At 57.2% G+C, this 17,834-nt stretch carries 17 protein-coding genes; all 17 read left to right on the top strand.

Annotated features, from left to right (window positions below; translation table 11 throughout):
* Positions 1-40: 40 nt before the first annotated feature.
* The 17 genes from BR83_RS0104695 to spoIIGA all read left to right on the top strand — a co-directional run bounded on the left by BR83_RS0104695 (position 41) and on the right by spoIIGA (position 17,810).
* Positions 41-1,534, top strand: coding sequence for a UDP-N-acetylmuramoyl-L-alanyl-D-glutamate--2,6-diaminopimelate ligase (locus tag BR83_RS0104695; protein ID WP_027356107.1), 1,494 nt, complete (start codon positions 41-43; stop codon positions 1,532-1,534).
* Positions 1,531-2,934, top strand: coding sequence for a UDP-N-acetylmuramoyl-tripeptide--D-alanyl-D-alanine ligase (locus tag BR83_RS0104690; RefSeq protein WP_027356106.1), 1,404 nt, complete (start codon positions 1,531-1,533; stop codon positions 2,932-2,934). Before BR83_RS0104695 ends, BR83_RS0104690 begins: the two co-directional genes overlap by 4 nt.
* Positions 2,935-3,011: 77 nt before the next feature.
* Positions 3,012-4,013 carry a phospho-N-acetylmuramoyl-pentapeptide-transferase gene (mraY, locus tag BR83_RS0104685; RefSeq protein WP_027356105.1) on the top strand — a complete coding sequence of 334 codons (1,002 nt, stop codon included), beginning with the start codon at positions 3,012-3,014 and terminating at the stop codon, positions 4,011-4,013.
* Between the two features lie 34 nt (positions 4,014-4,047).
* Entirely contained in the window at positions 4,048-5,439 is a 1,392-nt protein-coding gene (gene murD / locus BR83_RS0104680; protein WP_027356104.1) for a UDP-N-acetylmuramoyl-L-alanine--D-glutamate ligase, read from the top strand.
* 30 nt (positions 5,440-5,469) lie between these two features.
* Positions 5,470-6,579, top strand: a complete 1,110-nt coding sequence (gene ftsW / locus BR83_RS0104675) for a putative lipid II flippase FtsW (protein WP_027356103.1) — start codon at positions 5,470-5,472, stop codon at positions 6,577-6,579.
* A gap of 14 nt (positions 6,580-6,593) precedes the next feature.
* Positions 6,594-7,706: an undecaprenyldiphospho-muramoylpentapeptide beta-N-acetylglucosaminyltransferase gene (murG, locus tag BR83_RS0104670; RefSeq protein ID WP_027356102.1), complete on the top strand. Its 1,113-nt coding sequence runs from the start codon at positions 6,594-6,596 to the stop codon at positions 7,704-7,706.
* 134 nt (positions 7,707-7,840) lie between these two features.
* Positions 7,841-9,223: a UDP-N-acetylmuramate--L-alanine ligase gene (gene murC, locus BR83_RS0104665; RefSeq protein ID WP_027356101.1), complete on the top strand. Its 1,383-nt coding sequence runs from the start codon at positions 7,841-7,843 to the stop codon at positions 9,221-9,223.
* Positions 9,220-10,131, top strand: coding sequence for a UDP-N-acetylmuramate dehydrogenase (murB, locus tag BR83_RS0104660; RefSeq protein WP_027356100.1), 912 nt, complete (start codon positions 9,220-9,222; stop codon positions 10,129-10,131). Before murC ends, murB begins: the two co-directional genes overlap by 4 nt.
* A gap of 14 nt (positions 10,132-10,145) precedes the next feature.
* Positions 10,146-11,402 carry a UDP-N-acetylglucosamine 1-carboxyvinyltransferase gene (gene murA, locus BR83_RS0104655; RefSeq protein ID WP_027356099.1) on the top strand — a complete coding sequence of 419 codons (1,257 nt, stop codon included), beginning with the start codon at positions 10,146-10,148 and terminating at the stop codon, positions 11,400-11,402.
* Between the two features lie 205 nt (positions 11,403-11,607).
* A complete protein-coding gene (locus tag BR83_RS0104650) occupies positions 11,608-12,318 on the top strand; it encodes a cell division protein FtsQ/DivIB (RefSeq protein WP_027356098.1) in 711 nt (236 codons plus the stop codon).
* A 27-nt stretch (positions 12,319-12,345) separates the two neighbouring features.
* Positions 12,346-13,056 carry a DUF881 domain-containing protein gene (locus tag BR83_RS0104645; protein WP_375167396.1) on the top strand — a complete coding sequence of 237 codons (711 nt, stop codon included), beginning with the start codon at positions 12,346-12,348 and terminating at the stop codon, positions 13,054-13,056.
* Positions 13,053-13,772: a DUF881 domain-containing protein gene (locus tag BR83_RS0104640; RefSeq protein ID WP_027356096.1), complete on the top strand. Its 720-nt coding sequence runs from the start codon at positions 13,053-13,055 to the stop codon at positions 13,770-13,772. The genes BR83_RS0104645 and BR83_RS0104640 overlap by 4 nt, the downstream gene beginning before the upstream one ends.
* Positions 13,773-13,779: 7 nt before the next feature.
* Positions 13,780-14,127, top strand: coding sequence for a small basic family protein (locus BR83_RS0104635; RefSeq protein ID WP_027356095.1), 348 nt, complete (start codon positions 13,780-13,782; stop codon positions 14,125-14,127).
* 77 nt (positions 14,128-14,204) lie between these two features.
* Positions 14,205-15,422, top strand: a complete 1,218-nt coding sequence (gene ftsA, locus BR83_RS15065) for a cell division protein FtsA (protein ID WP_051617894.1) — start codon at positions 14,205-14,207, stop codon at positions 15,420-15,422.
* 33 nt (positions 15,423-15,455) lie between these two features.
* A complete protein-coding gene (ftsZ, locus tag BR83_RS0104625) occupies positions 15,456-16,508 on the top strand; it encodes a cell division protein FtsZ (protein ID WP_027356094.1) in 1,053 nt (350 codons plus the stop codon).
* Positions 16,509-16,595: 87 nt separating this feature from the next.
* Positions 16,596-16,739, top strand: a complete 144-nt coding sequence (locus BR83_RS17275) for a hypothetical protein (RefSeq protein ID WP_207640173.1) — start codon at positions 16,596-16,598, stop codon at positions 16,737-16,739.
* Between the two features lie 135 nt (positions 16,740-16,874).
* The gene (spoIIGA, locus tag BR83_RS0104615) at positions 16,875-17,810 is read left to right on the top strand and encodes a sigma-E processing peptidase SpoIIGA (RefSeq protein WP_084327069.1); all 936 of its coding nucleotides are present in this window, start codon (positions 16,875-16,877) and stop codon (positions 17,808-17,810) included.
* The last annotated feature ends 24 nt before the right edge of the window (positions 17,811-17,834 follow it).

The raw sequence follows: 17,834 nt of genomic DNA, 5'->3' as shown, positions 1-17,834 counted from the left end.
TATAACCACGGGAATCCATTGGTAAGAAGGAGGATTTCACTTGCTGTTTAGCGAGTTGATGGAGGGGCAGGCCTGCCTGTCCACAGGGGGCAACCAGCAGGTAGAAATTAAAGGTATTTCCAGCGATTCCCGGCAGGTGGAGCCCGGCTTTCTTTTTGTGGCCGTAGAGGGTTTTACCACCGACGGGCACCTCTATGTGGAACAGGCGCTGGCCCGGGGAGCGGCAGCCGTGGTGGTGCAGAAGGAGGTTCCCCTTCCTGCCGGCGTTACCTTCGCGCGGGTACCCGACAGCCGCCTGGCCCTGGCCCTGCTGGCAGCGCGTTTCTACGGCTACCCGTCGCGGAAAATGAAACTGATCGGGGTTACCGGTACGAACGGGAAAACCACCACCACTCACCTGCTGGCGGCCATTTACCGCCTGGCCGGGAACAAGGTGGGGCTTATCGGTACCATCGCCAACCGGATCGGTGACCGCGTTCTACCGGTGGTCAATACCACCCCGGAATCCCTGGACCTGCAGAGACTGCTGGCGGAAATGGTCGGTGAAGGGGTCACGGTGGCCGTAATGGAGGTGAGCTCACACGCCCTGGCCCTGCACCGGGTGGCCGGTTGCGAGTATGATGCCGGGGTATTCACCAACATCACCCAGGATCACCTGGATTTTCACCGCGATATGGAAGATTACCTCTCGGCCAAGATGCTGTTGTTCCGCAATCTGGGCCGGGGTGGTAAGCCCGCCCTGGCTGTGATAAATATTGACGATCCGCAGGCGGAAAGGATTATGGCTGTGACGGGAGTACCCGTTTATACCTACGGGCTTTCCGCAGGGGCGCAGGTACGGGCCCGTGAGGTCCGGGTCACTCCCCGGGGTGCCCGCTTTACCGTTACCAGCCCCTGGGGGGAGTGCCGGGTTCACCTGAAGCTTACCGGTTACTTCAACGTTTACAACGCCCTGGCCGCCCTTACGGCGGCAGGAGCCGGGGGGGTCCCCCTGCCCCTGGCGGTCCAGGCCCTGGAAACAGTGGAAAATGTGCCCGGTCGTTTTGAACTGGTTGACCGGGGACAGGATTTTGCCGTGGTGGTGGACTATGCCCATACCCCTGACGGGCTGGAGAATATATTGACCACCGCCAGGGCCATAACCAGGGGCAGGTTGATAACCGTTTTTGGCTGTGGTGGCGACCGGGATCCCTCCAAGCGGCCCGTTATGGGTGAAATTGCGGCGCGCCTCAGTGACCTGGCGGTAATTACCTCCGATAACCCGCGCACCGAGGATCCCATGAGGATTATTTCCCAGGTGGAAGAAGGGGCGCGGCAGGTCCGCCGGGATTACCGGGTGGTGCCCGACAGGCGGGAGGCCATCCGCTTCGCCCTGGAAAATGCCGCCCCGGGGGATACGGTTATCATAGCCGGCAAGGGGCATGAAAATTACCAGATCATCGGTACCACCCGCTATCCCTTTGATGACCGCGAGGAAGCAGTTAAAGTGCTGGATGAGCTTTTAAAAAAACCAGTTAGAGGAGAGACACCATGAAAACCATGACCCTGGGGGAAATAGCGCGTGCGGTTCAAGGAAAGCTCCGGCAGGGGGATGAAGGTACCCCGGTCCGGGCTGTTTCCATAGACAGCCGCAGTATTGCGGGAGGCGAGCTGTTTTTTGCCCTCCGGGGGCAAAGGCATGACGGCCATGATTTCGTGCCCGGAGCCCTGGCCGCCGGTGCAGCCGGGGCGGTGGTGGAGAGAATGGTCCCCGGTGTGGACCCGGGAGTCCCTTTAATTCAGGTGGAAAACACCCTGACGGCTTTACAGCGGCTGGCCAGCTATAACCGTAATGCTTACCGGGTTCCCGTAATCGGTATAACCGGCAGTTCCGGCAAGACCAGTACCAAAGACCTGGTGGCGGCCGCCCTTTCGCGGCGGTTTATTACCCTGAAGACCACGGGCAACCGGAACAACGAGATCGGCTTGCCCCTCACCCTTCTGGAACTCGATGAGCGCTTCCAGGCAGTGGTGGTGGAGATGGCCATGCGGGGCCCGGGAGAAATTGCTTTCCTGTGCCGGCTGGCCAGGCCCACGGGGGCGGTAATTACCAATATCGGGGAAGCCCATATAGAACGCCTGGGATCGGTGGACAACATTGCCCGGGCCAAAGGGGAAATCCTGGAGGCCATCGGGCCCGGGGGGTTTGCCCTCCTGCACCGGGACAGTCCCTATATTTCCAGGGAAGCAGCCCGCTGCCGGGGGCGCGTTTACTTTTTTGGTATTGATGGCGAGGCGGATATCCTGGGCAGGGATATCCGCGCGGAAAAAGGTGGCAGCAGGTTTAAAGTGAGGGTGCCCGGGGGGGAGGAAAGGGAAATTTTCCTGCCTTTACCGGGGCGGCATAACGTGGAAAACGCCCTGGCCGCCATAGGGGTGGCCTGGGCGCTGGGCATCTCCCTGGAGGATATAGCCGCCGGGCTGGCCGGTGCGGCACTGACACCCATGCGGCTGGAACAAATTAACTGCCGGGGTCTGGTCATCCTGAATGATGCTTACAACGCCAACCCGTCCTCAACCCGTGCCGCCCTGCAGGTGCTGGCCGGATGGGAAGCCGGAGGCCGCCGCATTGCCGTCCTGGGAGATATGCTGGAGCTGGGTAGTGAAGCCCAACCCGCCCACTACCGGGCAGGCAGCGAGGCGGCCGGGGTGGCGGATTACCTGGTTGCGGTGGGCTCCCTGGCTCGCTTTATGGCTGACGGGGCCCTTGCAGCCGGCATGCCCGGGGAAAATGTCTTCCGGTGTGCGAATAACGCGGAGGCTGCGGAGATACTGGAAACCCTGGCCCGGCCCGGGGATGTAATCCTGGTTAAAGGTTCCCGGGGTATGCGCATGGAAGAAATCGTACAGGCCCTGATCCGGGGACAAAACACATCCGCGCGGGAAAAAACATAATCTGGCAACGGCTGCCGGGTTATACCTGTAATCCAGGTATATTGAGGGGAGGAACACCGCTGCAGGTGGTAACAGAGATGGGGTACAGTGATCTGTGGTTGCTTTTAAGCAAGGCTTTCCTGGTTTCCCTGGCCGTAACCCTTCTTTTGGGCCCCGTGACCATACCTTTCCTGCGCCGGCTCAAGTTTGGCCAGAAGGTCCGGGATGATGGGCCGGCCACTCACCTTGCCAAGAGCGGCACCCCTACCATGGGTGGAATTATGTTCCTGGCCGGAACGGCTGTGGCCGGGTTATGGCTGGCCCACCGGTTTGCCGACGGCCTGTTGTTGCTGGGAGTTACCCTTGGCTTCGGGTTGATTGGCTTTCTGGACGATTATATAAAGGTGGCCCTCAGGAGATCCCTGGGCCTGCGGGCCAGGGAAAAACTCCTGGGCCAGACCATCTTGAGTTTCCTCCTGGCCCTGGTGGCTGTTTCCACCTTTGGCCGGGGTACGGATGTGGTTATCCCCTTTAGCGGTTTCTTTGTTCCCGGCGGGGTAACCCTGGAATTGAACAGCTGGGGCTTTATTTTATTTGCGGTCCTGATGGTGGTGTTCACGGCCAACGCGGTGAATCTTACCGATGGCCTGGACGGCCTGGCTGCTGGAGTAACCATACCCGTGGCTGCCGCCCTCGTTCTGATCTCCCTTTTAATGGAGAAATGGGGCATTGCCATTATTCTGGCCGCCCTGATGGGAGGCTGCCTGGGTTTTCTCGTCTACAACCGCCATCCTGCCCGGGTATTTATGGGGGATACCGGCTCCCTTGCCCTGGGAGGGGCCCTGGGAGCGGCGGCGGTATTGACCAGGAGTGAATTATTCCTGTTGATCATCGGGGGCATTTATGTGCTGGAAGCCCTGTCCGTGATCATCCAGGTCATCTCCTTCCAGCTTTTTGGCCGGAGGGTGTTCAGGATGAGCCCCCTGCACCATCATTTTGAGCTGGGCGGGTGGAGTGAGCAGCGGGTTGTCTACACTTTCTGGGGAGGGGCCTTGATACTGGCCTTCCTGGGAATGGCCGGCCTGTACCAGCTGGGTTGATAAAGCTTAAATTGCGGGAAGGAAGGTAAGTGACGTGGATTTTAAAGAACAGAGGGTTCTGGTAATCGGAGCAGGTAAAAGCGGTATAGCAGTGAGCTATTTTCTGGCCGGTAAGGGAGCGCGGGTGGTCCTGACCGACCGGAAGGAGGCAAACTCTTTTTCCCCGCCCCTGCAATCCCTCCTCCCCCCGCAGGTGGAACTGGTGCTGGGGCATTACCCTGAAGTGGTGGCAGGCAGATTTGACCTGGTTGTGGTCAGCCCGGGGGTTCCTCTGACCATCCCGCCGGTAATGCAGGCCCGGGAGCTGGGCATTCCGGTGACCGGTGAGCTGGAGCTGGCTTACAGGCTGGCCAGGGCGCCCATCGTGGCCATTACCGGGACCAACGGGAAAACCACTACCACCAGCCTGGTGGGTGAGATTTTTAACGGGGCCGGCATAAGAACCCTGGTTGCCGGTAATATAGGGCGGCCGCTGATTACCGAGGTGGAGAAGTACGGGCCCGGGGACCTGCTGGTCCTGGAAGTCAGCAGTTTCCAGCTGGAAACCACCAGTTTATTCCGCCCCCGGGTGGCGGCCATTTTAAACATAACCCCCGACCACCTGGACCGGCACGGTAATATGGAGAACTATGTGGCGGCCAAGGCGCGCATTTTTGCCAACCAGGGGGGCGGGGACTATACGGTTTTAAATTACGATGATCCCCTAACCAGGGATCTGGCCCCCCTTTGCCCGGGAAAAGTAATATTTTTCAGCCGGCGGCATAACCTGGAAGAAGGGGTAGTCCTCAGCAACGGTTTCCTGGCCGTCAGGGAAAAGGGCAAAACCCACCCCATTCTTCCGGCCACTGCCCTGCGCATTCCAGGCGCGCACAATCTGGAAAACGCCCTGGCTGCCGCGGCCTGCGGCTGGGTCCTGGGTGTCCGGGAGAAGCAGCTGGCAGCTGCCCTGCAGCACTTTTCCGGCGTGGAGCACCGCCTGGAATTTGTGGCCGAAATCGGCGGGGTGAAATATATCAACGACTCCAAGGGTACCAATCCCGAAGCCAGCATGAAGGCCCTGCAGGCCTATGACCAGCCAATTGTACTGCTGGCCGGGGGCAGGAATAAGGGCAACGACTTTACTGCTTTTATGCAGCTGGTAAAGGAAAAGGTAAGGGTGCTGGTTGTGATGGGAGAATGTGCCGGGGAAATTGAAGCGGCTGCCAGGATGGCCGGCGTAAGCCGGATTGTCCGGGCAGGGGATTTTCGGGATGCGGTCATAAAAGCCCACCGGGCGGCCCAACCGGGGGATGTGGTGCTTTTGTCCCCGGCCTGCGCCAGCTGGGATATGTTCAAAAGCTACGAAGAGCGCGGGGAAATGTTTAAGAAGCTGGTGCACGAATTGATCTTGCGGGAAATGTCCGGGGGCAGTGAATTATCTTGCTGAACATTCACCCGGAAAAGGCAGGGAGAATCCATGCGTTTACGCAGGCGTCCACCGGATTTTATCCTCTTCCTGACCGTACTTACGCTTTTGAGCATCGGCATCGTGATGGTTTTCAGTTCCAGCTACTACTATGCCATGTTTCCGCCCTTTAACAACCCTTTTCATTTCCTGGTCCGCCAGTCCATCTGGGCCATCATCGGCCTTACCGGTATGTTCGTGATGATGAATTATGATTACTGGCACCTGAAAAGGTGGGCAGGAATACTGCTGGTCCTGGCCTTTGCCCTGTTAATTGCCGTGCTCATTCCGGGAATCGGCACTTCCAAGCTGGGAGCCCAGCGCTGGCTGAACCTCGGGCCTTTAAGCTTTCAGCCTTCGGAATTCTCCAAGCTCTGCCTGGTCATTTTTACAGCCTTCGGCCTCTCCCGGCACCCCGAGCGGATTACTGATTTTCGCCAGGGCCTGCTGCCCTACCTTATAATTATGGCGATGGCCGCGGGGTTGATCCTGATGCAGCCGGACCTGGGGACAGCCGTTACCCTGGCCGGGACCATCGTGCTGATGCTTTTTGCTGCCGGCGCTTCCCTGGTGCACCTGGGGGCCCTGGGAGTTCTGGGCATAGCGGCTGTGGCCCTGGCCATCTGGACGGAACCCTACCGCATGAAACGGTTCCTGGCCTTTCTTGATCCCGAGAAGGACCCCTCGGGGTCGGGGTGGCATATTTTAAACTCCCTCATGTCCCTTGGTTCCGGCGGCCTCCTGGGGACCGGGCTGGGGCAGGGCCGCCATTCCAAATTTCTCTACCTGCCCGAAAGACAGACCGACTTTATTTTTGCCGTAATCGGGGAAGAGCTGGGCTTCATTGGCGCCTGCCTGGTGATCCTGCTGTTTGTGCTGTTCATCTGGAGGGGATTAAAAGTGGCCATTACCACCCCGGATACTTTTGGCAGCCTGCTGGCCGCCGGTATTGTTTCCGGAGTGGGCATTCAGGCCATCATCAATATCGGTGTGGTTACAAGTTCCCTGCCGGTAACCGGTATCACCCTCCCCTTTCTCAGCTTCGGGGGAACATCTCTGGTATTCACCCTGCTGGGAGTGGGTATTTTGTTGAACGTATCCCGCTACAGTGCCCCTAAATGACGGGAGGTGAGCCCTTGCGTTTTGTAGTTACCGGAGGTGGTACGGGTGGGCATATTTACCCCGCCCTGGCTATTGCCCGGGGAATACTGGCCAGGTACCCTGAAGCACGGGTTCTTTACATCGGCCGTGAAGGGGGCCTGGAGGCCGAGCTGGTGCCCAGGGCGAACCTGCCCTTTTATGCCATCCCAGCAGCCGGCTTAAAACGCAGCCTTACCTTGCGCAACCTGCTGGTATTCTGGCAGGCGACCAGGGGGATTCTCCAGGCCCGGAAGATCCTGGCCGGGTTCAAGCCGCAGGTGGTGGTGGGCACGGGTGGTTATGTTTGCGGCCCGGTGGTCCTGGCGGCGGTAATGATGGGCATTCCCACCATGATTCACGAGCAGAATGCCCTTCCCGGTTTGACCAACAGGCTCCTGGCCCGGTTTGTCAACCAGGTGGCGCTGACTTTTGAAGAGGCCCGAAAATACATGCCCCGCAGAGCCCGGATTAAAGTGACCGGGCTTCCGGTGCGTCCTGAGATCATGGGCTGGCAAAAGGACGAGGCCAGGCGGGCCATGGGTCTTCCGGAAAACGCCCGGCTGATTCTTTCCTTTGGTGGAAGTCAGGGAGCCAGAACAATTAACCGGGCCATGATTGAGGTTTTAAAACATTTTTATAACCGGGATGGCGTCTATTTTCTTCATGTAACCGGTCCCCGGCATTACAAGGAGTTCTGCCAGCAGCTGGGGGAGGCGGGTTTAAGCAGGCCTGAAAATGGCAATATTATCCCTGTACCTTATCTTGATGAGATGCCCCGGGCCATGGCCGCGGCCGACCTGGCCATCTGCCGGGCCGGCGCAGCCACCCTGTCGGAACTGACGGCGGTGGGACTACCGGCCATTCTCGTTCCCTATCCCCACGCCACCGGGAATCACCAGGAGTACAATGCCCGTTCCCTGGAAAGGGAAGGCGCAGCCCTGGTCATCAGGGATCAGGATTTGACGGGGCCGGTACTGTGTGAGAAGCTAACCCGGCTCCTGGAACGGCCTGCTGAACTGGAGGCTATGGCCCGGGCCAGCCGCCGCCTGGGGCGCCCCCGGGCGCTGGAAGAGATAGTGGAAATTATAAGTGAACTGGCCCGGCAGTAGAAGCGGTTCACCGGGCGATACCGCTGGACAAGCCCGGTAAAGCACACCTTATTTGTTTCAGGCATAGTATGATGGTGTATCGCGAAGCTTTATCTACGGCCAGGAGCTGTGACCCGGAAAGGAGATGAAAGTCATTGCAGGCACTACCCCGGCGGGTACATTTTATTGGTATTGGTGGAGCTGGCATGAGCGGCCTGGCCAGCATCCTTCTCGATCTGGGCTATGAGATCAGCGGTTCGGATCTTTCTTCCACGGATATCACCCGCAGGCTGGAGTCACGGGGAGCCGTTTGCCACGTGGGCCATGCTTCCCGGAACCTGGATACCTCGCAGCTGGTGGTTATTTCCTCGGCGATCAAACCGGATAACCCCGAATTGCTGGCCGCCCGGGAAAAAGGCATACCGGTTATACACCGGGGAGACCTGCTGGCCTGGTTGATGCAGCGGCAAAAGGGTATTGCCGTGGCAGGAGCCCACGGTAAGACCACCACCACTTCCATGCTGGCCCTGGTGCTGGAAAGAAGCGGGTTTGACCCGACTATCGTTATCGGAGGTGAATTGAACGATATTGGTGGAAACGCCAAGCTGGGCCGGGGGGAATACCTGGTGGCCGAAGCTGATGAAAGTGACGGTTCGTTTTTAAAGTTGCAACCGCTGGCCGCAATCATAACCAATATTGAAGATGATCACCTGGATCATTACGGCTCGGTGGAAGAGATAAAAAAAGCCTTCCGGCAGTTCATGCATAAAGTGCCGGAGCACGGTCTGGTCGTTGCCTGTATTGATGATCCCAATGTACGGGAAACAATCCGGGATCTGGAGCGCCCCCTGATAACCTACGGCAGCGAGGGGTCCGGTGCCAGTTATACCCTGCGCCAGCTATCTCTGGATAGCGGAGGCAGCCGCGGGGATGTATATTATGAAGGCCGGTTCCTGGGTACCCTGGAACTTTACGTTCCCGGAAGGCATAATATGCTCAATGCCCTGGCCGTGGTGGCAGCCGCTCGCTGGCTGGGCCTGGATTTCAACCTGATAGCTTCCATTCTCAGGGAGTTCCGGGGCGCCAGGAGAAGGTTTGAGCTGCTGGGGGAAGCGGGGGGTATACGGGTGGTGGATGATTACGCCCACCATCCCAGCGAGATCAGGGCCACCCTGCAGGCCGCCCGCCAGACGGAGCCCGGGCGCCTGGTGGTGGTATTCCAGCCCCACCGCTATACAAGGACGCTTTTGTTAAAAGAACAATTTGGCAGGTCCTTTGCCGATGCCGACCTGGTGATAGTAAATGAAATATACAGTGCCGGAGAAACACCTATTGAAGGGGTCAATGCCCAGTTGATTGTCCAGGCTATAAAAAATTACGGCCGCCCGCCTGTGGTTTACCTGCCCGCCAGAGAACAGGTGGTCAATTACCTGGCCGCCGAGGCCCGCCCCGGTGATTTAATTTTGACCATGGGAGCAGGTAATATCTGGCTTTGCGGGCTGGACCTGCTGAAAAGGTTGAGGGAGAAAACAGCATGATTTCACCAGCCGGCTATAAAGAATTGAACGCCCTTTTACCCGGACAGGTCAAGGTTTTCGAGCCCATGGCCCGCCATACTACCTGGCGTATCGGCGGGCCGGCGGATATCTTTGTGGAACCGGCGGGAGTTAAGGAGCTGGCCCGCCTGGTAAGCTGGGTGCACCACCGCGGTCTACCCCTCTATTTTATGGGGAATGGTTCCAACCTGCTGGTAAAGGATGGCGGCATCCGGGGCGTGGTGGTAAAAATCGGCCGTGCCCTCGGCAGGGTACAGGTTTGTGAAACAACCATCACCGCAGGGGCGGGGGCCATGCTGGGCGTGCTGGCTTCCGCCGCTCAAAAGAACGGTGTGGGCGGCCTGGAATTCGCCACCGGTATTCCGGGAACGGCCGGCGGGGCGGTGGTGATGAATGCCGGTGCCAACGGTTCTTCCATGGCCGACCTGGTGCGGGAAGTTATGGTGATGAACCCGTCCGGCGATCTGGAGCGGAAGAAGGCCCATGAATTAAATTTCGGTTACCGTACCAGCAATTTGCTGGGCGGCTCGCTGGTGGTTGTGGAAGTGACCTGCCGGGGCATTTCCCGGGATCCGCAACGGATCCGGGCGGATATGGAGGAGTATCTTGCCCGCCGCCAGGCCACTCAACCCCTGTCCTACCCCAGTGCCGGCAGCGTTTTTAAGAATCCTCCCGGGAAGTCAGCAGGCTGGTTAATTGAGCAGGCCGGGTGCAAGGGCATGCGCCAGGGTGACGCTCAGGTATCCACGGTCCACGCCAACTTTATCGTTAATCTGGGGAGGGCTACCGCCCGGGATGTGCAGGCCCTGATTCACCGGGTCCAGCAGCTGGTCTACGAGCGCTTCGGGATATCTTTAGCTCTTGAGGTACAGGTTCTCGGTGAGGATTGAGCGGGGGTGACAGCATGGAGAGATTTTTCATTACGGGCGGTAATCCCCTGCAGGGTAGCGTGCGGGTCAGCGGGAGTAAGAATGCCACCCTGCCCATACTGGCCGCCTGCCTCCTGCACGGGGCACCGGATATCATCCGGCAGGCACCGGCGTTGAAAGACGTGGAAACCATGTGCGATGTCCTGGAATACCTCGGGGCCAGGGTAATAAAAGAGGGGGACTCCATTACCGTTGATACCACGCACATCCATTCCGTGGAAGTGGGAGAAGAATTAATGCGCCGGATGCGGGCGTCCAACCTGGTGCTGGGCCCCCTCCTGGGGCGCTTCCACCGGGTCAGGATTTCCCACCCCGGCGGGTGCAATATCGGCTCCCGGCCCATGAACCTCCACTTAAAGGGACTCCGGGCCCTGGGTGCCAGGATCGAGGAGAAATTTGGCTATATTAATGTTGTGGCAGACCGGCTGGAGGGGGCGGAAATCCACCTGGATGTTCCCAGTGTGGGCGCTACCGAAAATATTATGATGGCTGCCGTGCTGGCCAGGGGTACGACCGTCATCCGGAATGCGGCCAGGGAACCGGAGATCGTTGACCTGCAAAATTTTTTAAACCGCATGGGGGCACGCATCAAGGGGGCGGGGACGGATGTAATTCGCATTGAAGGGGTTGAACATCTTGAATCCGTGGAACATACGGTCATTCCCGACCGCATTGAAGCCGGAACGCACCTTGTTGCTGCCGCCATTACCGGTGGTGAGGTAACGGTAACCAACGTTATTCCCGAACACCTCGAAGCCGTGCTGGCCAAATTAAAGGAAATGGGTTTCCAGGTGGAAGTGGGTGATGATTGGATCCGCCTGAATGCCCGGGACATGCGGCCGCGGCCGGTAGATATAAAAACACTGCCCTATCCCGGTTTCCCCACCGATATGCAGCCCCAGATGATGGCCCTGGCCTGCCTGGCGGAAGGAACCAGCGTGATTACCGAAACAATTTTTGAGAACCGCTTTAAACATGTAAGTGAGCTCCTGCGCATGGGTGCCGACATAAAAGTGGAAGGGCAGGCGGCCATTGTCAGGGGGGTAAAGAAGCTGACCGGAGCGCCGGTTATGGCTACGGATTTGCGGGCAGGTGCCGCGCTGGTCCTGGCCGCCTTTGCCGCAGAAAACGGTTCTGTGATTGAGGGTGTGGAACATATCGACAGGGGCTATGAAAAAATAGAACAGAAATATACCGCCCTGGGAGCCAGGATAATCAGGGTATCTGATTAACTTGCTTTTTTTAGCTTTTTAATGGACAAGCTTTTCCGGTTGTTATAAGATTTTGGTATAATAATCCGGGAACGGAAAATCACGATAAAAAGCAGCCCTTAAAATTTAACAGCTGGAGCTATCCGGAAAGGTACTAAGGAAGTGCCGGGTATCCGCGGGCATCAATTCAGCCGGTTCCGGGGCAAAATATTAGGAGTGGTGGGCCTTGAGCATTCCGCGGTATACCGGAAGATTTCTTGCGGAAAGGATTTTCTTTGCCTTACTGATTCTTCTGGCCGCTTTTATCCTTCTGGGTTCACCCCTGTTTGAGGTTCGCGAGATAGAAGTTACCGGTAACAGAGTTGTGCCGGAGGAAAAAATTTTAGAGCTTGCCGGAATAAATACGGGAACAAATATTTTCAAGGTCAATTTAAAAGAAGCGGAATCCCGTATTCTTACCATGCCGCTCATTAAAAACGCCAGCCTGGTCCGTAAATTCCCCTCCCGCATTGTTATCCGGGTTGAGGAAAGAAAAGCACTGGCTTTGCTGCCTGTAAAAGATGGCTTTATACAGGTTGACGGGGAAGGGGTGTGCCTGAAAGAAAGCGGCGTGGGCGGTTCCCTTCCGGTGGTGACGGGGGTGGCGGTACCGGACCCCGCTCCGGGTGACGTAATCCGGGACGCAAAACTTGCCACGGCTTTAAAGGTGCTCGGCCAGCTTCCCGGCTCTCTGTACAGCAAGCTCTCGGAAATACATATCACTGCCGGTGGGCAGGTGGTGCTCTATACCCTGGAGGGAATTGAGTGCCGCCTGGGCGCTCCAGCAGATATCCGGAAGAAGGCCGGAATTATTCTTCAGGTGCTGGAGCAGGTTAAGGGGCGGCAGATAGCCTACATAGATCTTACGGGCGTTCCTGTGGTTAAATACCTGGAATAGGGCAAATGGGGGCACGGTTTGGTGAAAATGAGGGGATTTCACTGGGCGCTGATCCTGGTGGGGCTTGTTATGGGTTTAATGCTGGCGGTACAGTTTCGTTTGACCAGGGATATTCAGGAAACCCCACCGGTTAAGCAGGCACAGAACCTGGCCGCTCAGGTTAACCAGGCCAGGAAAGAACGGGATGAACTCCAGCGGCAGGTAACCGAGCTGCGGGCACACCTGGATGAGGTAACGGCCGGACCCCGCCTGGACGCGCTGAAGGAGGAGCTGAACCGGGTGCGCATTGCTGCCGGGCTGGTAGAGGTCAGCGGACCCGGGGTGATGATAACCTTAAATGATAGCAACCAGGTTATCCAGCCGGGACAAAATCCCAACCTTTATGTCCTGCATGATGAGGATGTGCTGAAAATTATCAATGAATTGAAGGCTGCCGGAGCAGAAGCCATATCCATTAACGGCCAGCGTATGCTGGCAACCAGCGAAATACGCTGTATCGGCCCCACCATCCTGACCAACCGCAACCAGCGTTTGACCCCTCCTTTTGTCATCTCCGCCATTGGGAATCCTGATAATTTAGTTAACTCCCTCCTCATGCGGGGTGGAGTTGTGGAACAGCTGCGCTTCTGGGGCATTCAGGTGGAAGTTAAAAAAGTGGCCCAGCTTACGGTGCCTGCCTATACGGGGGGAGTGCGTTTTGATTTTGCCCGCCCGCTGGAGGGTGGTGAAAAGCAATGAAACTACCGGCAAAATTACCTACTTACCTGTCCCTCGCACTGGTGGCGGTGGTTCTGGGTATACTGATTGCGTTCCAGTTCCGGGTTACCAGGCATATTGAACAGGGCGTCCCGGCCGGGCGGGCGCAGGAACTGGCCCTGGAACTGCGCCAGCTGGAAAAAGACAAGAGCAAGCTTAAAGCCGAGGCCAGTGACCTGAACCTCAAGCTGGACCGGGCTACCCGTGGCCAGGCCGAGGCGGAGAAAGCCCTTGAAGATGAGCTGGCCAAGGCCAGGCTGCTGGCCGGACTGGTTCCCGTAACCGGTCCCGGCATTGAGGTAACCCTGGACAACCCTCCCCAGCAACCTGGTGGAAAGGGGCCGGCCAGCCTTTATACCATCCGGGACGAGGATCTCCTGCGGGTGATCAATGAACTGCGGGGTGCAGGGGCGGAGGCCCTGTCCATAAACGGCCAGCGCATCGTAGCCCAAACGGAAATCCGCTGGGCGGCCCCTTTTATCAATGTCAACCTGACGAGGGTAGTACCCCCGTATCATATACTGGCCATTGGTGAACCGGAGAACCTGAAAAGCGCCCTGGAAATACCCGGCGGGCTGGTGGAGTACCTGCGGGATCTGGGGGTTCAGGTAAGCATCCGGCCCTATGAACAGCTTACCCTGCCGGGTTATACCCGGCCGATGGAATTTCGCTATGCCAAACCAGTATTAAAAGGGTGAGAAAGCTATGTGGTTGGGCATCTGGCTGGCCGTTGCCGGCCTGGTTATAGGTGTGCTGCTGGGGCTCAACATTCCCCTGGTACTGCCCCAGGTTTATGCCAAGTACCTTTCCGTGGCCGCCCTGGCCGCCCTGGATTCGGTTTTTGGCGGGATCCGGGCGGCTATGGAGGATCAATTTGACAATACCGTTTTTATTTCCGGTTTTTTCAGCAATGCCCTCCTGGCTGCCGTCCTGGCTTTTATCGGGGAGCGTCTGGGGATCGATCTCTACCTGGCTGCTGTGGTAGCCTTCGGGGTGCGTTTATTCCAGAACCTGGCCATTATCCGGCGTCACCTGTTTAAAAAAATAAAATAAAAGCCGGCTTTTAGAGGGAAAAAAGTACCGGCGTAGAATTTTACATTTTTAGTAACTGTTTGAGGGGGGTGCCCCGCTTGACTGCAAGGGGATTTGTGGCCGGCCTGGATGTGGGGACATCCAGCATGGTGGCGGTGGTAACCCGGGTTGCCGATCCGGAACGGGTGGCTGGAATGGGCTGGTGCCCGTCCCTGGGGATGCGTAAAGGCATCGTGGTAGATATGGAAGGCGCAGCTCAGGCTATCAAGCGGGCTGTAGAAATGGCCCGGGAAGCGGCCGGGTGCAGGATCGGTACTGTAAGCGTGGGGTTTTCCGGCCATGGTGTAAACATACTCACCAGGCATGCCGATATAACTATTGGAAATAATAAAAAAATTACTGCCGGTGATATATCCACCCTGATGCAGTTAATCAGGCAGGTGGAGATACCTGCTGGAAGGCGGGTTTTACAGGTAATTCCGGTGGAGTTCAAGGTTGACGGCCTTCCTGTGAGGGGCAACCCCGCCGGTCGTACTGGTTCGCGATTATCCCTGGAAGCACGGGTGATAACTGCAGATAGTCAGATGGTTGAGCAGCTGGTTACGTCGGTGGAAAGCGCAGGTTTGCGGGTTAAGGAGGTTGTGGTAAACTCACTGGTGCTGGCCCGGGAGGTTTTAACCACCGTGGAAAGAGAACTGGGTGCGGTGCTGGTGGATTTTGGTGGCGGGACAACTGCTGTCACTTTCTGCAAGGGCGGTGCCCCCGTGGATTTATTCGTTATTCCTGTGGGTGGGGAACACATTACCAGTGACCTGGCCATTGGTGTGAGAACGTCCCTGGAAGCAGCGGAACGAATGAAAAAGGAAATTGGTCTTTTGCCCCAGGAAGCGAAGTGGGTGGAATTACCAACCATGGATGGCCGGGCCTCCCGGCGGGCCAGCCTTGCTGTCGTGAGGCAAATAATCGAGTCCAGGGTGCTGGAGATTCTTGATTTGATTAAGCAGAGCATTTACAGGCTCGCCCCGGGGGAGGCCCTGCCGGGTGGAGTGGTATTCACCGGGGGTGGTTCCCTGTTAAAGGGGTTGCCGGACCTGGCTTCCCGGATTTTACAGTTACCTGTCCGGGTAATAACAGAAGAACCGGACTACCAGGCTGCCCGCCTTCTGGCCAGGCGTGCCGCGGTGGAAGCAGCCGGCCAGGGGGAGCAAAAGCTGGCGGTGGCAGCCGGGGATTTCCGGCTGGGAACAAGGGGTGTAAAACAAATCTTTGAGTATATACGCCGGGGTTATCCCCGCGGCAGCGGTTTGGAGAGCTAATCTTGCTTTCAGGAATTCTAGAGGGGGATTGTCATGCTCGATTTTGAACTCGAGAACAACCAGCTTGCCAATATTAAAGTTATTGGAGTGGGAGGAGCAGGTAACAACGCTGTCAACCGGATGATCATGGCCGGCCTGCGGGGGGTGGAGTTTATTGCCGTCAATACCGATGCCCAGGCTCTCCAGCTGGCCCAGACGAGCAATAAAATTCAAATTGGGGCCAAGTTAACCAAGGGGCTGGGTGCCGGTGCGAACCCGGAGATCGGGCAGAAAGCTGCTGAAGAAAGCCGGGATGAAATTATCCAGGCTTTAAAAGGAGCGGATATGGTTTTTGTCACTGCCGGTATGGGAGGGGGAACCGGCACCGGAGCAGCACCGGTGGTGGCTGAAGTGGCCAAAGAACTGGGTGCCCTGACTGTGGGTGTGGTCACCAAGCCCTTTACCTTCGAGGGCAGGAAGCGGATGAACCAGGCGGAGATGGGTATTCAAAACCTGAAGGGGAAAGTGGACACCCTGATTACCATTCCCAACGACCGCCTGCTGCAGGTTATAGATAAGCACACCTCCATTGTGGAAGCTTTTCGCATAGCGGACGACGTTCTGCGCCAGGGGGTACAGGGTATTTCGGATTTGATTGCCGTTCCCGGCCTGATTAACCTGGATTTTGCCGACGTAAAAACGATCATGAAGGAGACCGGCTCCGCCCTTATGGGCATAGGGCTGGCCAGCGGTGAGAACCGGGCCACGGAAGCCGCCCGGATGGCCATTTCCAGTCCCCTGCTGGAAACATCCATTGAAGGGGCCAGGGGCGTGCTGCTGAATATAACCGGAGGGACATCACTGGGTCTTTTTGAGGTCAATGAGGCGGCTGAGATTATCTCCCAGGCTGCCGATCCCGAGGCCAACATAATTTTTGGTGCTGTGATCGATGAACGTATGGAAGATGAGGTGCGGGTGACGGTTATAGCCACCGGCTTTGACCAAAAGGTGGTTAAAAAAGAGCGGCCCAGGGATGAGCTGGAGATTAAACCCTTCACCAACCACGATGATCTTGATATCCCGGCCTTCCTGCGCCGGCGCGGTTAAGCGCTATTTTGCCGGTAGTTTTTGAAAAAGCCTGTCTTGATGACATGGCTTTTTATTTTTTGTGCACACTAAGCGCAGAAGGAGGGAATGAACTTGGAACACCCGGAGCATGAAAAAACTGTGGAGGTTAAGGGAAATCGCAAGGAGGACTTGAACCGCATCAGGGGTACCCAGCTTCTGGTTGATCCCGAAAGAGGGCCTGAAAACAAGAAAAAAAGGGGAACCCGGTAAACATGGAATGACATTTATTACCAGTCTGGTGGTGTATAATTAAGCCAGGCTTTTCTTTTGGCCTGTGGAAATGCTGGATTAATAAGGTTGTCATAGAGTACCGCGGGCGGTCATATAAATGGTAGAGGGCTGTGCATGGCCGTTGTGGGAGTGGGCTGGATGACCGGCTACGTTGTTTATGTGGATCAGGTCCTGGCGGGCAACTTGCTCCTCAACTATATTTTATTGTGGACTGCCGGGCGGCTGTCACAGGTAAGGACAACTATATTTCGCCTGGTTTTATCCAGTGCTCTGGGCAGCTTATACACATTGTTCTTTTTTCTTCCGGGTTACAACCAGTTATTCAGTTTACCTTTTAAATTGTTCTTTTCTTCCATCATGGTTTTAGGAGCCTTTGCCCCCCTTCCCCTGAAGAGATTGCTCGCCTGTATGATATTTTTTTACCTCTCCTCCTTTGCCCTGGGGGGGCTCTGGCTGGGGATTATATATTTCCTTTATTCCAGCGGGGGGTTTGCCCCCGCCGTCAACCAGACCCTGAATATTATCCAGCGGTATTTCTGGCCCGGCCTTTTACTGGCGGTTGCGGCTCTGGTGGGTGGGGGACGCGTGCTGGCTTTAATCATGCACCAGCGGCTGGAACAGCAAGGATACAGGGTGAAACTGGCAGTGGAAATGGCTGGCCGGCGGGTGGAAGTGCAGGGCCTGGTGGATACGGGCAACAGTTTGCAGGACCCCCTTACCGGTTACCCGGTGATTGTCGTGGAGTACAGCGCCCTGCTGCCCGCCCTGCCCCCATCCCTGCAGCAGGTTATTGAAAGGTGGGGGGATTCCGGCGACCCCTCCCTGCTGGCAGCCCTGGCCGGTACCGGCTGGGCGTCCCGCATCTGTTTAATTCCTTTCCGCTCTGTGGGCCGGGAGCAGGGAATGATGGTGGGCATTCGCCCGGACCGGGTGGAAATTTACCGGCGGGACGGCCGGGCTCGCATCCAGCAGGTAGTTATAGGTATTTACAGGCATGCCCTGGGAAGTTATCAAGCGCTGGTGCCCCCGGCACTGGCCGGGGCGGCCTGAGGTATAGAGGTCAGATTGAGGTGG

The sequence above is a fragment of the Desulfofundulus thermocisternus DSM 10259 genome, assembly GCF_000686645.1.
In the GTDB taxonomy this organism is placed as follows: Bacteria; Bacillota; Desulfotomaculia; order Desulfotomaculales; family Desulfovirgulaceae; genus Desulfofundulus; species Desulfofundulus australicus.
Note: the sequence above shows the minus strand (reverse complement) of the source record. Positions and strands in the feature narration are given on the sequence as shown.

Excerpts from the sequence above, each read along its gene's own strand:
- BR83_RS0104635 (WP_027356095.1), top strand. The coding sequence starts at position 13,780 with ATGTGGTTGGGCATCTGGCTGGCCGTTGCCGGCCTGGTTATAGGTGTG.
- murA (WP_027356099.1), top strand. The coding sequence starts at position 10,146 with ATGGAGAGATTTTTCATTACGGGCGGTAATCCCCTGCAGGGTAGCGTG.
- ftsW (WP_027356103.1), top strand. The coding sequence starts at position 5,470 with ATGCGTTTACGCAGGCGTCCACCGGATTTTATCCTCTTCCTGACCGTA.
- BR83_RS17275 (WP_207640173.1), top strand. The coding sequence starts at position 16,596 with ATGAACTTGGAACACCCGGAGCATGAAAAAACTGTGGAGGTTAAGGGA.
- BR83_RS0104645 (WP_375167396.1), top strand. The coding sequence starts at position 12,346 with ATGAGGGGATTTCACTGGGCGCTGATCCTGGTGGGGCTTGTTATGGGT.
- murB (WP_027356100.1), top strand. The coding sequence starts at position 9,220 with ATGATTTCACCAGCCGGCTATAAAGAATTGAACGCCCTTTTACCCGGA.
- BR83_RS0104640 (WP_027356096.1), top strand. The coding sequence starts at position 13,053 with ATGAAACTACCGGCAAAATTACCTACTTACCTGTCCCTCGCACTGGTG.
- BR83_RS0104690 (WP_027356106.1), top strand. The coding sequence starts at position 1,531 with ATGAAAACCATGACCCTGGGGGAAATAGCGCGTGCGGTTCAAGGAAAG.
- mraY (WP_027356105.1), top strand. The coding sequence starts at position 3,012 with ATGGGGTACAGTGATCTGTGGTTGCTTTTAAGCAAGGCTTTCCTGGTT.
- ftsZ (WP_027356094.1), top strand. The coding sequence starts at position 15,456 with ATGCTCGATTTTGAACTCGAGAACAACCAGCTTGCCAATATTAAAGTT.
- spoIIGA (WP_084327069.1), top strand. The coding sequence starts at position 16,875 with ATGGCCGTTGTGGGAGTGGGCTGGATGACCGGCTACGTTGTTTATGTG.